The organism is Chryseobacterium sp. CH25 (assembly GCF_004119455.1).
Taxonomy (GTDB): Bacteria; Bacteroidota; Bacteroidia; order Flavobacteriales; family Weeksellaceae; genus Chryseobacterium.
Map to the genome: position 1 here is coordinate 163,631 of NZ_NRQT01000002.1, position 16,153 is coordinate 179,783.

General features: G+C 36.7%; 11 protein-coding genes. 7 read left to right on the top strand and 4 right to left on the bottom strand.

Features of this window, described 5'->3' with window-relative positions; genetic code table 11:
* Nucleotides 1–15 precede the first annotated feature (15 nt).
* From BOQ64_RS06145 to BOQ64_RS06170, 6 genes are all read left to right on the top strand, one after another.
* A complete protein-coding gene (locus BOQ64_RS06145; protein WP_123909931.1) occupies nt 16–783 on the top strand; it encodes a succinate dehydrogenase/fumarate reductase iron-sulfur subunit in 768 nt (255 codons plus the stop codon).
* Nucleotides 784–1,095: 312 nt separating this feature from the next.
* Complete coding sequence (locus BOQ64_RS06150) at nt 1,096–2,625, top strand: TlpA family protein disulfide reductase (RefSeq protein WP_129054250.1); 1,530 nt, start codon at nt 1,096–1,098, stop codon at nt 2,623–2,625.
* A 108-nt stretch (nt 2,626–2,733) separates the two neighbouring features.
* Nucleotides 2,734–4,146, top strand: a complete 1,413-nt coding sequence (gene rlmD, locus BOQ64_RS06155) for a 23S rRNA (uracil(1939)-C(5))-methyltransferase RlmD (protein ID WP_129054252.1) — start codon at nt 2,734–2,736, stop codon at nt 4,144–4,146.
* A gap of 75 nt (nt 4,147–4,221) precedes the next feature.
* Nucleotides 4,222–4,698: a DUF6452 family protein gene (locus BOQ64_RS06160; RefSeq protein ID WP_129054254.1), complete on the top strand. Its 477-nt coding sequence runs from the start codon at nt 4,222–4,224 to the stop codon at nt 4,696–4,698.
* Nucleotides 4,664–5,329 (top strand): DUF6048 family protein, encoded by a 666-nt coding sequence (locus BOQ64_RS06165; RefSeq protein WP_129054256.1) that lies wholly within the window; start codon nt 4,664–4,666, stop codon nt 5,327–5,329. Before BOQ64_RS06160 ends, BOQ64_RS06165 begins: the two co-directional genes overlap by 35 nt.
* Nucleotides 5,330–5,995: 666 nt before the next feature.
* A complete protein-coding gene (locus BOQ64_RS06170; RefSeq protein ID WP_129054258.1) occupies nt 5,996–11,149 on the top strand; it encodes a fibronectin type III domain-containing protein in 5,154 nt (1,717 codons plus the stop codon).
* Nucleotides 11,150–11,476: 327 nt separating this feature from the next.
* Here BOQ64_RS06170 and coaE read toward each other — a convergent pair whose 3' ends face one another.
* Genes coaE through ruvB form a run of 4 tightly spaced genes read right to left on the bottom strand, consistent with a single transcriptional unit; the run spans nt 11,477 to nt 14,660 of the window.
* Nucleotides 11,477–12,103: a dephospho-CoA kinase gene (gene coaE / locus BOQ64_RS06175; protein WP_129054260.1), complete on the bottom strand. Its 627-nt coding sequence runs from the start codon at nt 12,101–12,103 to the stop codon at nt 11,477–11,479.
* A gap of 9 nt (nt 12,104–12,112) precedes the next feature.
* Complete coding sequence (locus tag BOQ64_RS06180; protein ID WP_089738103.1) at nt 12,113–12,979, bottom strand: MBL fold metallo-hydrolase; 867 nt, start codon at nt 12,977–12,979, stop codon at nt 12,113–12,115.
* A gap of 12 nt (nt 12,980–12,991) precedes the next feature.
* Nucleotides 12,992–13,603, bottom strand: coding sequence for an FMN-binding negative transcriptional regulator (locus BOQ64_RS06185; RefSeq protein ID WP_129054262.1), 612 nt, complete (start codon nt 13,601–13,603; stop codon nt 12,992–12,994).
* A gap of 34 nt (nt 13,604–13,637) precedes the next feature.
* Complete coding sequence (ruvB, locus tag BOQ64_RS06190; protein WP_129054264.1) at nt 13,638–14,660, bottom strand: Holliday junction branch migration DNA helicase RuvB; 1,023 nt, start codon at nt 14,658–14,660, stop codon at nt 13,638–13,640.
* Between the two features lie 251 nt (nt 14,661–14,911).
* Here ruvB and hutI point away from each other — a divergent pair, with 251 nt between their 5' ends.
* Nucleotides 14,912–16,138, top strand: coding sequence for an imidazolonepropionase (gene hutI / locus BOQ64_RS06195; protein ID WP_129054266.1), 1,227 nt, complete (start codon nt 14,912–14,914; stop codon nt 16,136–16,138).
* Nucleotides 16,139–16,153 lie beyond the last annotated feature (15 nt).

Genomic DNA, 16,153 nt, shown 5'->3' on the forward strand with positions numbered 1-16,153 from the left:
TATAAATATAACATTATGAGTGCAAAAAAAGGCTTACATCTTACGCTGAAAATTTGGAGACAAAAAAATAGTAAAACTAAAGGTCAGTTTGAGACCTATAAAATATCAGATGTATCTACAGATTCTTCATTCCTGGAGATGTTAGATATTCTGAACGAAAATTTAATTAACGAAGGAAAAGAACCTATCGCTTTCGATCACGACTGTCGTGAAGGAATCTGCGGTATGTGTTCCCTTTACATCAATGGTAGAGCTCATGGTCCTGATACAGGTATTACTACTTGTCAGCTTCACATGAGAATGTTCAAAGATGGAGAGACGATCGTTATTGAACCTTGGAGAAGTGCCGCTTTCCCTGTTATCAAAGATTTGATGGTAGACAGAAGCGCATTCGACAGAGTAATGGCAGCAGGTGGTTTCATTTCTGTAAACACTTCTGGTAATACATTAGATGCGAACGCTATTCCTGTTCCTAAAGAAGATGCAGATAAAGCAATGGATGCTGCTGCTTGTATCGGATGTGGAGCTTGTGTAGCTACATGTAAAAATGGATCAGCAATGCTATTCGTAGGAGCAAAAGTTTCTCAGTACGCATTACTTCCTCAAGGTAGAGTAGAAGCTAAGAGAAGAGTTCTGAACATGGTGAAAGCTATGGACGAAGAAGGATTCGGAAACTGTTCAAACACTGGTGCTTGTGAAATTGAGTGCCCTAAAGGTATTTCTCTTGAAAATATCGCAAGAATGAACAGAGAATACATGTCTGCTCTTGTAGATCAAGGATAGAATTGATTCAAAATACTTAAAAATCGCTCTCGTTTCGGGAGCGATTTTTTTTATATCCGCTATTTAGCTGTTAAAGTTTGTTAACTTATCGATAGATTGTAGGTTTACTTTGCTGAATAAGTATATATTTGGAGGGCAGTTGAACGATGTAAAAAACACATCATTTCCATTGTTTTTTATCGGTGAAAAATGGATAGATAAAGTAATTGAAATATCCCTTTTTATCGGTAGTAATAAAATTTTTAAAAAAAATTATCAGTGTTAATTAACATGCCCTAAAAAGCGTATTTTTGTGTAATATTAAAAATTGAAATGAAAAAATATCTTTTATTGTTTATCATCGCGATTTTCGTGATGTCTTGTTCAAAAAAAGTAGAAGTAAAAGGAAAAATTACAGGAAGCTCACCATTAGAAAGAATCGAATTTGTAGAAGCTTCCGGAGTAGGAACATTGCCTTTAGTTAATATTGGTCTTGACAAAGATGGTAACTTTTCAGGAAGCTTTGAAGCTCCGAAAGATGGAATGTATGTCATCAATTATGCTAACAAGCAAAACTTAATCTACCTTGAAGGAGGACAAAAAGTAAATATCTCAGGAAATGCAATGACATTCCCGAACGAATATGTAATTACCGGAGATGCTAAAAAGAATAACGACTTCCTTGCTGCCACTCAGAAATTTTTAGGAGAATATGGTAATAAAATTGACCTGAGACAGTTGATGGCTGGGGACGAAGCTGCATTTGTTAAAGGGATGCAAAAGGTAGAAGCAGACATCAATAAAAATGTTGACGATCTTGCTGCTAAAAATAATCCGAGCAAAGGACTTTTAGAATGGAAGAAAAATGATGTTAAGGTAACAATCCTTAACCTTCTTGCCAATTATGAAATGTCTCACGGTGCAATGGCTGGAAATCCTTCTTATAAAGCTTCTAAAGCTTTAACAGATTATGAAGCTAAACTGGATAGTGACAAAGAAGCAATGGTAAAGTCTATTCCACTTTACAGACAGTATCTTCTTGTAAAAATGACTCCTGATTTCCAAAAATATGCAGAAGCAAACAGCAAAAATAAAACTGGAATTACCACTTCAGAAATGTTTGCTAAGTATTTAAGTACTAAAAAAGATCTTTCTCAAACAGCAAAAGATTATCTTTTAGCATTTGTAATGGCTCAGGCAGATATTCACCCTACCTCTCCAACTGCTAATATTGATAAGATCAAAAAATTAATTGATACAGATATTAAAGATGCTACCATTAAAAGTGATCTGTTAAAAATGCAGATGGCGATTACAGGTATTAAAATTGGAGAAGTTGCTCCTGAAGCAGCTTTAGTAAAACAGGATGGAAAAGCATACAAGCTTTCTGAAAACAAAGGAAAACCTTATATGTTATTCTTCTACGCTTCATGGAATCCTTATATCAGTGAAGCTACTGTGCCGGTTTTAAAAGAAGTTGTTAACTTCTATAAATCTAAAATGAACTTCGTTTTTGTAAATGTAGATGATACAAAAGATCAGTTTATCAAAACAAGCAATTCATTATTAAAAGGTATCCAGGGAGTAAATGTATACGGGGAAAAAGGAATGGAGTCTGATATTGCTAAAAAATATGGAGTATACGGATTTAAATTACCTTGCTTTGTAATTGTTGATAAAGACGGTAAAATTGCCAGCAGATCATTTGTAAACCTTGGTGAGCAGGAACTGGTAACCATTTTAGATAAGCTAACAGGGCTTTCCGCTCCAAAAGTAGATCCAAATGCTCAAATGCAGCCGCAACTGCAAATTGATCCTACTGCACCACAGCCTGCAAACCCGCAGCCAGCACCTACGAAATAATAAACTTTAATATAGATCAGAACCTTATCCTCGGATAAGGTTTTTTTATTGTATTTTTGCAGGATGAAACTTTTAAAGTTTCAATTAGGAAAAATAGAAAATTTTAGAATGAGCAGAAAGAATAAGAAAAATTTAGTTCTTGAAAATATAAAGCTGTTAACTGCCGGAGCAAAAGGAGTAGCTATTGGAAAAACGGATGACGGTAAAACAGTATTGGTTTCAGGGGCAATTCCGGGAGATCGTGTTAATGTAAGAGTGAAAAAAGCCAAATCCAAATATTATGAAGGAGAAGCAGTAGAAGTGCTGGAGAAGTCTCCTTTCAGAGCAGAACCAAAATGTGTTCACTTTGGAACCTGTGGTGGATGTAAATGGCAGAATATGAGCTATGAAAAGCAGCTTGATTTCAAACAGGAAGAAGTATATAACAATATTAAAAGAATTGGTGGTATTGAAGATTTTGAAACCATGCCAATCCTAGGTTCAAAAGAACAGTATTTTTATAGAAACAAAATGGAGTTTTCTTTCTCCAATGCAAGATGGCTTACTCAATATGAAATAAGTTCTGAAGAGAATTTCGGAAGCAAAGATGCTTTAGGATTCCATATTCCGGGAATGTGGAGTAAGATCTTAGACCTTAAAGAATGTTTCCTGCAGGAAGACCCTTCCAACGCTATCAGATTGGCAGTGAAAAAGTATGCTGTTGAAAACGGACTGGATTTCTTTGATGTAAGAAACCATGAAGGATTCCTGAGAACTCTAATGATGAGACAGAACTCTAAAGGAGAATGGATGGTATTATTCCAGCTTTTCAGAGAAGAAAAAGAAAACAGAGAGAAGCTTTTTGCATTCATATTAGAGAAATTTCCACAGATCAAAACATTGGTATATGCTATTAATCCAAAAGCCAATGACTCTATCTATGATCTGGATATCAATGTATATTTCGGGGAAGGATATTTAATGGAAGAAATGGATGGGCTGAAGTTTAAAATAGGACCGAAATCATTCTTCCAGACCAATTATAAGCAGGCATTAGAGTTATATAGAAAAACTCTTGAATTTGCAGATCTGAAAGGTGATGAAGTAGTATATGACTTATATACCGGAACCGGAACAATTGCTCAATATGTAGCCAGAAATGCAAAACAGGTAATCGGGATAGAATCTGTACAGGAAGCTATTGATGCAGCTATTGAACATGCTGAATTAAATGGTCTTACCAATACAACTTTCTATTGTGGAGATATGAAAAATGTCTTTAACGATGAATTCATGGAAAACCATCCAAAAGCAGATGTTTTAATTACTGATCCGCCAAGAGATGGGATGCACCAAAAAGTGGTTGAGCAAATCTTAAAATTAGCTCCGGAAAAAGTAGTTTATGTAAGTTGTAATTCAGCAACACAGGCGAGAGATCTTGCGTTGATGAAAGAACATTATACTGTAGTGAAAATATTGCCAGTAGATATGTTCCCACAAACTCATCACGTAGAAAATATTGCCTTGCTGATTAAAAAATAATTTAATTAAATTTGAGTTCAAATTTTAATATGAAACGAAAGTTTCATCTGACAAATAAAAAATAAAAATATACAGATGAAATATTTTAAATTTCTCATAATATTCTGTTTGGTGGGAATGTTCTATTCCTGTGGGAGTGATGATGATATCTGTGAAAGCGGTGAAGGAACCCCAAGAATGAAGGTTGCTTTCAGATCAAAGGAATCAGGTAAAGAAAAAACAGTTGATTCATTATCGGTAGCAGTAGATTATGGTTCTGGAAAAGTAGATTTAGGATGGCAGACTAAAATAGATTCAAGGCTTATTCCTTTGAGGGTGGATGATTCTCCTTACACGGATATCTACTTTAAAACCTCTACAAAGAGCAAAGAAGCAAAGGTAAGAGTTAAATATACCACCCAGGCAACATATGTATCTCCAGGATGCGGAGCCAAAAAAACATATGAAAATGTAAGCTCAGAATTAATAACTCCTGATCCTGTTCAAAGCGTGGAAAACGGACAAAATCAAATATTGAATGAAGACAAGACTAATCTTTACCTTGTTTTGTAGCCTGTTCGGGATTTTAGCCTGGGCACAGGAAGGGAAAAAAGAAGAAGCAAAAAAGCCCCATTGGAAATATGAACCGAATTTTATGGTTGGGTTTGATGCACTGAATGCGGGAGTTGGATTTTTTTCAGATAGAAAGCTCTATCAGGGATTTATTTCTTCCAGAATTAATGGAAGTGTTCATGCCATTGCAGAAGCCGGTTTTGAAAAAAACATCTATCAGAAAAATGGTTACGATGCTAAAGTAAATGGGCCATTTGTTAAACTTGGTGCATTCTATATGCTGGCCAAGGATAGAGAAAATGAATTCAATGGATTTTATGCAGGTGGAAAGGTCGCTGGATCATTTTATAACCAGGAATATATGGCTATTCCTGTCAGAGGATATGGGGGAAGTGCCTCTTCGGTAGCCTTTCCTTCATCATCACAAACTTCTTTCTGGTTGGAAGGAACTTTGGGGGGAAGAGTACAGCTATTTGATTCTAACTTCTATATAGATGTAAATTTACAGCCTCGTTATTTAGTGTATACTTCCAAACAGGATAATATTTCTCCAATGATCGTTCCGGGATTTGGAAAAAGCTCTTCAAAATTTAATATGGGATTCGCTTGGAATATCGCCTATAAGTTTTAATTAACTTTCATTAAAAAACTCATTTATATATCAATAAGCCCTGGGAAACTTCCCGGGGCTTATTGTTTTTATTAATCTTATCATTAAGAAGTCACAGTTATGCTGAGACAATTTGAATGAATGTTTAAAAGTTCCCTCGAATAAATCTATAAAAAGATAGCAGCCTCAAAGTTTTATTTTAATCTCATAGATAGTATTGTAAATATTATGAGTGTTTATCATGAAAAATATTTTGAATAAGCATATAGGGTGTTAAATCAAGAAAAAAATAAGATTGACAATAATAATATAAATATATCTTAAACGTTAAAAGTAAATAGGTCTATCGTTTTAAAAGATAATAATATTTTATAAAGTGGTTGATTTGCTAAAAATCAATAATACGGCTAAAATGTAGTGAATTTATGTTATTATGTTTGATTTTTTATTTTCAATCATATAGGATAATATTATCTAAATTTTACAAAAAATCATTTTAATAAATATATTATAATGAAAAAATGATTAGATTTGTGTAAATATTAAAATATTAGCTTATGGGATAAAATTACTTTTTTTACTACAGATCTTCTGTAAAGAATGGGGTTTCAAAATTATTATTTAACCTCGTCAATAGGGAATACTATAATTCTTAATTATCGTTATCATTATTAAATTTAAAAAAATATGAGTGGACTTTTACTCTGTAAAATGAGCCGGCCTTTTAAGGTGCTCATTGCATTGCTCTGTATGGTCATAGGATTGTCCATACAGGCACAAGTCGTTACAATTGGTACCGGAACGTCAACCCAAAAGTATCCTTTAGGGGCTTCTTATGGATTTGAACGGTCTGCAGCTATTTATACTGCTGCAGAAATTGGTACTGCAGGAAGCATTTTATCCTTAGGATGGAATTCTACTGCAGCTTCAAATATTGGGATACCGGTTAAAATTTATATTAAATCGGTAGGAACAGCAACAACACTTACTGCTCAAAACTGGAATACCGCAATTGGAGGAGCTACTTTATTATATAGTGGAACTGTAGGACTTATACCAACAGGATGGTATACTATTCCTTTACAGCTTCCTTATACTTATAATGGGGTAGATAACCTGATGGTTCTGGTTGAAACCAATTACGGAAGTTATGGAAGCAGCAGTACAGGTGCAAAACTGACTTATTCAAGTGTTCCGTCAGGACATATGTATATTCAGTCTTATACTACACCACCTACCGGAAACGGAACAGTTACGGGAAACAGGCCTAATATTCAGATGACTTTTGGAACTCCACCGGCATGTTTATCTATGCCTCCTGGGGGAACATTAAGTACAGGAACTGTTACTGCAACAAGTGCAGTAATCAATTGGACTGCATATGTACCGGCTCCTGCAGCGGGATATGATATATTTTATAACACAACTAACGTACCACCAGTACCGGGGTCTACACCTAATTTAACTGTGCCACCAGGAGCACCTACTGCTACTATTGGAGTATTAACTCCACTTACAACATATTATGTGTGGGTAAGAGCAAGATGTAGTGCAGGTGAACAGAGTGAATGGTCTACATCACTATCCTTTGCTACGCCAGCAACATGTCCGGCGATGCCTGCAGGTGGATCCATCACAATGGGTACCATAACCCCTACAAGTGCAGTGATTAACTGGACTTCATTTGGTTATACACCGGCGGAAGGGTATGATATTTATTACAATACTACAGGTGCTGCACCTAATGGTACTACTATACCAATGCAAAATGTACCGACAGGGACAACTGCAACACTGAGCCCTTTACTTCCTGATACAACTTATTATGTATGGGTAAGAGCAAGATGTAGTGCCGGAGACCGAAGTACATGGAATATTACACCAAAACCATTTGCAACACCTCCTACATGTTTACCGGTTCCTGTAACAGCAGGTTCATTAAAAGTGGGAACAATGACACCAAACAGTGCTGTTGTTAGCTGGTTGGCATCACCTTCTGCACCAGCAGGCGGGTATGAAGTTTTTTACAATACTACAGGTACGCCGCCAACAAACAATGCAACTACACAGGGTACTATCGTATCTGGAACTTCTACACCTTTAACTCCACTAGTTGCAGGGACTACCTATCATTGGTGGGTAAGAGCTGTTTGTACTACTACAGACCGAAGTGCCTGGGTTAAAGGACCTGAATTTGCTCTAGGACAAATAGGCTCTGGTTCTACTACCAGTACTCAGCTTCCAGTGAACTCAAACTGGGGATACAATTATTCTCAGCAGATTTATAAAGCTGCCGAAGTTTTGGGAGCTGTGGGAACAGGAAAATTTATTACGGAGATAAAGTTCTATGTAGAAACTCCAGCTCCTGATCAGAGTAAATACAAAGATTGGGTAGTTTACATGGGGAATACTACACAGAACAATTTTACATCAACTTCAAACTGGGTTCCATTATCTTCTTTAAAGCAGGTTTGGGCAGGAGCTATGCCAACAATGACTGCAGGAACTTGGGTTACTATACCATTAACGAGTCCTTTACTTTGGGATGGTACAAGTAATATTGTAGTTGCGGTTGATGAAAATACACCAGATTATTCGCCAAGTCCATATGCTAAATGGAGAAGTTTTGCTGGTGGAACACCTGAAAGAGGATTACAGTATATTAGTGATGGTACTAATCCTGATCCAGCCTCTCCACCTTCAGGTACCAGACAGGCGGATATTCCACAGATTATACTTAAAGGTATAGAACTGATGCCTTGTACAACAGCACCACCTACTAATATTACAGTAAATAATATTACATCAAGTACGGCTATTGTTTCATGGACGCCTTCAGTGGGAGCTACTTATAAATTACAGTATAGACCATCTGCTGGTGGCCCTTGGAAAACAGTTGATATTACAACGCCATTAGCAAGCAGCTGGACATTGTATAATTTGTCGGATGCAACTACGTATGAAGTTCAGATTGCAACAATCTGTAGTGGTACTCAGGGAGCATTCTCTCCAAGTACTCAGTTTACAACACCTGCTCTTACTTATTGTGCTAATGTACCACCTACAGGTACTCCAAGTGGATATATCGGTAAAGTGGTTGTTACCCCTACGAATGGTCCTCTAATGGTAAGTAATTCAGGATATGACGGATATAAAGATTATTCAGCAGATCCTACAAGATTAGTTACCCTGGTAAGAGGTACAGACGGTAATAAAGTTAGTATTACAAAATTCTGGCCTGGAACTTCATCCAGCTATGGAGTAGGAGTATGGATTGACCTTAACAGAAATGGTGTTTTTGAACCAAATGAAAGAGTTGTTAATGCAAGCAGCAGTACTACAAACCCTGTGGGAACAGCAGCAGCTGGCTTTAAAATAGAACTTCCTCCTAATGTTGCTACTTATGATGGTACTCTTCTTACCCGTATGCGTGTTGTAATGAAGGATGGTACTGTTTCTTCTCCATGTGGGCCATTTGCTACATATGATGAAGGAGAAGTAGAAGATTATGCAGTAAGATTAATTGATCAGCCAGTATGTACAACGGCTCCGCCAACAAACATTACGGTTTCAAACATTACTGATACAAGTGCTACATTCTCTTGGTTAGCAGCTACAGGTGCAACATATAAATTGCAATATAGAAAAGTTGGATCTGGAACTGCTGGTTGGGTTACTATTAACCCGGTTCCTGCACCAGGAAACATCTTTACAACTACTGTTGCATTAACAGAACAAACCGATTACGAAGTTCAGGTTGCAACAATCTGTAATGGAACATCAGGTAGCTTCTCAGCATCAGTACCGTTCAAGACATTACCATTACAGTATTGTCCTGTAACAGGTAGTGGGGATAACGACCACATTTCAAATGTAACAGTTATTTCTTCTAACTCAGGGGTGCCGCCTATGAGCAACACTACTGTTCAGAATTATTATACAAGCTACGCAACACCGGCAACCCTTATTACTTTAGATGCAGGTTCTAGTGACAATAAAATTATTGTTGCAAAAGGATGGACTGGGTCTACAGGTAATGATGCAGTTGCTGTTTGGATAGACTTTGACAGAAACGGACAGTTTGATGCTACTGAAAGAATCCTTGGTTCTGCAGGTAGTACTACTACACCAGTTACTACATTGTTTGCTGTACCTAATACACCGCCTGCTTATACGGGGCCATATACAACCACTATGAGAGTTGTATTGAAGCGTTCAACAGGTACGGCTATTCCTACAGCATGTGCAAATGCTGTAGATGGTGAAGTTGAAGATTATGCTGTAAGAATCAGACCTTGTAGCAATGTAGCTCCAAATGCACCTACCTTTACTACAGTAACACACACAACTGCTGTAATTAATTTAACAGGTGGAGCTAATACAGTAACTTATCTTGTACGATACAGAGTGGCAGGTACAGGTACGTGGACTCAGGTATATGCTTCTGCAGTATTAGGAAACGTTCCTCTTACCCTTACAGGATTAAGCCCGGCAACAACTTATGAAGTTGAAGTGGCTGCAGTTTGTGGTGGTACAACAGGTACTGCAACGGCAATTAAGACGTTTACAACAAGATGTGATCCTACACCTCCAACAATAACAATAAGCAATATTACTTCAACAAGTGCTTTAATTACTTGGAATCCGGTAGTAAATAGTGCAACTTATAAGATGAGATGGAGAAAAGTTGGAGCACCAACTTGGAACCCTGAAATCAATCTTCCAAGTCCGGGTAATACCTACCAGTTAAATAACTTGGATTCGTTTGTAACTTATGAAGTTCAGATTGCCAATCTGTGTGCTGGCGAGACAAATTGGAATAGTTATTCAAACTCTAAAGTATTTACAACGGTAAGAATATGTGAAATTGCTCCTCCGGGATTAACAATTACTCAATTATTACCTACCTCTGCAGAGGTTACATGGGATGCATATCCGGGAGCAACATACCTTCTTAGATACAGAAAAGTTGGTATTCCAAGCTGGACAGAAGTTCCTACAGCTGTTAATACTGTTATTCTGAACGGTCTTGTAGAAATGACGAAGTATGAAATGCAGGTTGTGAATATCTGTACTGGAAAACCAGGAAACTATACTCCGCCTTACTACTTTACAACACCTACGGTAATTTACTGTAAAATGAAATCAGAAAATTCAGCAGGTGAGTACATTTCCAAAGTAACTGTTATTCCAAATGGAAAAGAGAAAATGGAAAATGAGTCAAAAGGATCAAGCTATACAGATTATACAGGAGTTCCTAAAGCATTTATCGAATTGATTCAGGGATCTACAGATAACGAGATCATCATCGAGAAAAAATGGTTAGGAAAAACTTATAATGAAGGAATTACAGTTTGGATCGATTTCGATAGAAACGGTGAATTTGATGTTTATGAAAAAATATTGACTTCAGCTCCAAACACAACAACTCCTGTATCAGGTAAGTTTAATGTACCGGCAGATGCTTTTGTAAGTAATACAGACTACAAATATGTTGTAATGAGAGTGGCAATGGAAAGAGACGGTCTTCCTGTAAACTGCGTTAATGTTAAGAATGGAGAAGTTGAAGACTATACGGTAAGAATTTCTAAACCGGGAGTTACTAATCCAATTAACCAGAAAGATATCCTGATCTATCCTAACCCTGTAAGCACAATATTGTATGTGAAGAATATCAGCAAAAAAGCTAAATATAAAATATACAATGCTGCAGGACAGATCATCGTAGAAGGTATTCTATTAAATAACGAAATTAATGTAACAAAACTAATTAATGGAGTATATGTAATAGATATCGATGACAATGGTAACACTGCTCAAAGGAAGTTTATCAAAGAATAAATAATCCAAATTTCAAATAGAATAAGCCTTCAGAAATGAAGGCTTATTTTTTTATATCATAAGAGCAAGTAAGAGAATGCTGAAATTTCCTCTAATCATATCAATTTGAATTAATATCCTTATACTGATTAAGAGATTGCTATAGAGGTCGAATTATCGTGTATAATAAGCTTAATCTGGAAAGGTTTAATAGTGTTTATGTAATAGGTATTGCTGATGATAACAGAAGTGCTTGTACAAATGAGATTCTATTAAGGAATGATATATAAAAAAGCCCTCAGAAATGAGGGCTTTGTATTTAAAAGTTAGCGAAAATTCTAACAGTTCTTATTCGATAGCAAAGATGACTTTTTCAGTCTGTTCTTTTAATTCTTCCAGATTTGTATTATTATAAATGATACAGTCTGCCATTTTGATTTTATCCTTTTCAGGCATTTGTTTTTCCATAACAGCCTCTACCTCACGATAGGTTTTGTTATCTCTGTCCATTACCCTTTTGATCCGGATATTGTCCTCTGCGGTTACCAAAAGCGACTTATAACATTGTCTGTTAAGTCTTAATTCAAATAATAATGCAGTTTCTTTAAAAACAAGATACTTGGTCTGCTGTTTTACCCATTGTTCAAAATCAATACGTACAGCAGGATGAATGATCTCATTTAACTCCTGAAGAAGATCTTTATTATTGAAAACCTTACCTGCTACAAACTTTCTGTCATATAGGCCATTTTCATCATAAGACTCTTCGCCCAGAAGTTCTTTGATCTTAATTTTCAGTTCCTCACTGTCATTAACAATATCCTTCGCCCGGTCATCAGAATAATAAACCGGAAAACCAAATTCTTCTATAAATTTAGCAACTGTAGTTTTTCCTGAACCAATTCCCCCGGTTAACCCAATGATCTTGGGTGCGGGTGGCTCGGCCTGTTGGCCCTCTGAATGTAATTCCTCCATAATTAAATATTAATACCCAAAAACATCGTTAAAACTGAACGTCTCGTCAAGTCTTACTCCTTTTTCAGTCATTTTTAGACTTGCCAGCTCATTGTGAGCATCATGTTCAAAGAATAATAAATATTCGTTATCTACACACTGTTTAAGGAATTTTCCTTTTTCTTCCAGTGTTAAGAGAGGTCTTGTGTCATATCCCATCACATATACCTGATTGATGTGGCCTGCTGTAGGAATAAGGTCCGCAGCAAAAACAACTGTTTTTTCCTGATACTGAATAACAGGAAGCATTTGTTTTTCCGTATGTCCGTCTACAAAGATGACATCCATTTTCAGATCCGGAGCAAAACCGTAATTTCCTGTAGTAGGAAGTGGTAAAAAGTTCAGCTGTCCGCTTTCCTGCATAGGCATGATGTTTTCTTTCAGAAAGCTTGCTTTTTCTCTTGCATTGGGCTCAGTTGCCCATTGCCAATGATTTTCATTCGTCCAGAATTGTGCATTTTTAAAAGCAGGTCTGTATCCTGTTTTATCATCATTCCATTCTATAGCACCACCACAGTGGTCAAAGTGAAGGTGAGTAAGAAATACATCGGTGATATCTTCCTTTACAAAACCATATTTTTTTAAATTTTTATCTAACGTATCATCTCCCCAAAGCGAATAGTGCCCGAAGAATTTATCATCCTGTTTGTTGCCCAGACCGCAGTCTACAAGGATCAGCTTTTTTCCATCCTCTATAAGCAGGGAGCGGGTTCCCAGTTCAATTAAGTTTTTTTCGTCTGCTGGGTTGGTTTTTTCCCACAGACTCTTTGGGACGACACCAAACATAGCACCGCCGTCCAGTTTAAATTTTCCACATTGTATTGGATATAACTTCATATATATTTTGATTTATTTCTTTATTAATTTCATTTTCTCAGCAATTTTCCGGGCATCTTCATCAGATTGCTCCAGATGGGAAATGATATTGTTAAAATCGTTTTCCTTCCTGTTCTGAGAAAGTTTTTGTTTGATAAATATTTCCGTTGGAATAACTTTAATCCCAAAGGCTCCTTTCATTTCCTTTTCCACAAATTCCTGTCCCATATCTTTTACCATCATAGGGCATTGCTGAAACTTTTCATATGTTGTGGTTAACTTATCCAGGTGTGCATAAAGTTCATCATGGCTCATTAATACCGCTTTTCCATAGATCTGTACCGCTTCATAGTTCCATGTGGAAACATTGATGTGGTCATACCAGCTGCTGGATATATAAGTATGAGCACCTAAAAAGTCACATAATACTTCATCCCCATCCTTCAAGGTCTTTGCTTGTGGATTAGCTCTGGAAATATGAGTTTCAATATAAGGATTTTCCGGATCACTTTCATTCAGCATCATCATAGAATGGGTAGCACGAATTTTATCCACTGAAGAAATGAGTAATGCAAAGGAATTTTCTTTGATAATCTCCCTCATTACCTCCATATCTTCACTTCTGTACAATTTAGGAACAAACATAAATTAGAAACTCTTTTTTTACTAAAACTTTACCCTAAAAAAGCTCTCCCGGATTTCTAGGTCTTGAAATATTTAAATGCTGGTAAGCCTTATCAGTAACCTCTCTACCTCTAGGAGTTCTGATGATAAACCCTTCCTGAATCAGAAACGGTTCATATACTTCTTCCAAGGTCTCCGGATTTTCTCCAATAGAAGTAGCCAAAGCAGAAATTCCGACAGGTTTTCCCTTAAAGTTTTCAATCATGACGCGCATGATCTTATTATCCATTTCATCCAATCCAAACTCATCAACGTTTAGAGAATCTAAGGCATACTTGGTAATCTTGATCTCAATTTCACCATTTCCTTTAATCTCAGCAAAGTCACGTACCCTTCTCAATAATGCATTGGCAATTCTAGGAGTTCCACGGCTTCGTCTGGCAATTTCAATAGCAGCATCTTCATAAATGGCTACGCCCAAAACTCTCGCACTCCTCTGAATAATGGTTGATAAAAGTTCAATAGAGTAGTACTCCAGTCTGCTTTGAATACCGAATCTGGCAAGCATAGGTTTCGTAAGCATTCCGCTTCTGGTTGTAGCTCCTACCAGCGTAAAAGGATTAAGTCCAATTTGTACGCTTCTTGCATTAGGACCTGTTTCCAGCATGATATCAATCTTATAATCCTCCATTGCGGAATACAAATATTCTTCCACAACCGGAGAAAGACGGTGAATCTCATCAATGAAAAGAACATCATTTTCTTCCAGATTGGTAAGCAACCCTGCTAAACTTCCCGGTTTATCCAATACAGGGCCGGAAGTAATCTTACAGTTTACTCCAAGTTCATTGGCTATAATATTGGCTAATGTTGTTTTTCCCAAACCTGGTGGTCCATGCAAAAGGACATGATCAAGTGCTCCGCCACGTCTCTTGGCAGCCGTCACAAAAACCTCAAGATTTTCCAGCGTCTTTCTCTGTCCCGCAAAATCCTTAAAGCTTTGGGGGCGAATTTGTTCTTCCTGCATTAGCTCCTCCCGAGAGTAGTTTTCCTTATCTGGATGTAAAAAATCTGGCATTAATTCATTTCATTTACCTCAAAGATAGCAAATTTAGGCTAAGATTGAAATGAAGATTGAGAAAAGGTGAGTTAGAAACTGAGATTAAGATGATGGTCAAGGATTAGAATGAGATGAAGAGCGAAATTGATATATTTTAAGTATTTTTGAGATGAAAATTAAAATGTGATTGATTTCATTTTAAACATGCAGTTTGTTGTATTAGAATTGCGGATAGAGATCAATCATTTTCTAACCTTTAACCTAAATAAATGAAATTAATAGGCCCATTTAAGCAGGTTGTTACACTTGCCAATCTTCCATTAAGAGGAAAACTTACTGATGAACAATTAGAAATCATTGTTGATGGAGGAATCATCGTTGAAAATAATACCATTCAGAGAATTGGTCATTTTGAAACGTTAAAAAATGAAAATTCAACTATAGAAATAGAATCTATTGAAGGAGAACAGGTGGCTCTTCCAGCTTTTGTAGATTCACATACCCATATCTGCTTCGGAGGAAACCGTGCTAATGATTTTGCAATGCGTAACGCAGGAAAGACCTACCTGGAAATTGCTGAAAATGGAGGTGGGATCTGGAGTTCTGTGCAACATACAAGAAATGCTTCAGAAGAAGAATTACTGAAAACATTGTTGGAAAGAATCAATTTCCTTGTTGAGTTGGGAATTACAACCATTGAAGTAAAGAGTGGTTACGGATTAGATGTGGAAAACGAACTGAAAATGCTTCGTATAATCAAAAAAGCTCAGGAGTCAACAAATGCAACATTAGTTCCTACCTGTCTTTCTGCTCATTTAAAACCAAGAGATTTTGAAGGAAGCAATTCTGAATATCTGAATTATATCCTTACCGAAATTCTTCCAAAAGTAAGAGAAGAGAACCTGGCGAATCGTGTAGATATATTTATTGAGAAATCAGCCTTTCAGCCTGAAGAAAGTAAAGAATTTTTACTTAAAACTAAAGATTTAGGTTTTGAAATAACCGTTCATGCAGACCAGTTTACACCGGGAAGTTCAAGAATTGCAGTAGAAGTGGGAGCCAAATCTGCAGATCACTTGGAAGCAACCATTGATGAAGATATAGATTTCCTTGCACAGTCTGATACAGTAGCAACTGCACTTCCGGGAGCAAGCTTAGGATTAGGTGAAAAATTTACACCGGCAAGAAAATTATTAGATGCAGGAGCTATTGTAGCCATTGCTAGTGACTGGAATCCGGGATCGGCTCCTATGGGGAATCTTATTACTCAGGCTTCAATTTTAGCTACCTTTCAGAAACTGACAACCGTTGAAGTATTGGCAGGAATGACCTATCGTGCAGCTTATGCTCTTAATCTTGAAGATAGAGGAAAGCTTGAAACAGGGAAGAAAGCAGATTTTGTGACTTTCAAAACCAATAATTTCCAGAATGTTCTTTACAATCAGGGAAGTCTGAAGGCTGAACATGTTTATATTAATGGGAAACAGGTTGACTAAAATATAAAAGCCTAA

Excerpts from the sequence above, each read along its gene's own strand:
- BOQ64_RS06145 (WP_123909931.1), top strand. The coding sequence starts at position 16 with ATGAGTGCAAAAAAAGGCTTACATCTTACGCTGAAAATTTGGAGACAA.
- BOQ64_RS06150 (WP_129054250.1), top strand. The coding sequence starts at position 1,096 with ATGAAAAAATATCTTTTATTGTTTATCATCGCGATTTTCGTGATGTCT.
- rlmD (WP_129054252.1), top strand. The coding sequence starts at position 2,734 with ATGAGCAGAAAGAATAAGAAAAATTTAGTTCTTGAAAATATAAAGCTG.
- BOQ64_RS06160 (WP_129054254.1), top strand. The coding sequence starts at position 4,222 with ATGAAATATTTTAAATTTCTCATAATATTCTGTTTGGTGGGAATGTTC.
- BOQ64_RS06165 (WP_129054256.1), top strand. The coding sequence starts at position 4,664 with ATGAAGACAAGACTAATCTTTACCTTGTTTTGTAGCCTGTTCGGGATT.
- BOQ64_RS06170 (WP_129054258.1), top strand. The coding sequence starts at position 5,996 with ATGAGTGGACTTTTACTCTGTAAAATGAGCCGGCCTTTTAAGGTGCTC.
- coaE (WP_129054260.1), bottom strand. The coding sequence starts at position 12,103 with ATGGAGGAATTACATTCAGAGGGCCAACAGGCCGAGCCACCCGCACCC.
- BOQ64_RS06180 (WP_089738103.1), bottom strand. The coding sequence starts at position 12,979 with ATGAAGTTATATCCAATACAATGTGGAAAATTTAAACTGGACGGCGGT.
- BOQ64_RS06185 (WP_129054262.1), bottom strand. The coding sequence starts at position 13,603 with ATGTTTGTTCCTAAATTGTACAGAAGTGAAGATATGGAGGTAATGAGG.
- ruvB (WP_129054264.1), bottom strand. The coding sequence starts at position 14,660 with ATGCCAGATTTTTTACATCCAGATAAGGAAAACTACTCTCGGGAGGAG.
- hutI (WP_129054266.1), top strand. The coding sequence starts at position 14,912 with ATGAAATTAATAGGCCCATTTAAGCAGGTTGTTACACTTGCCAATCTT.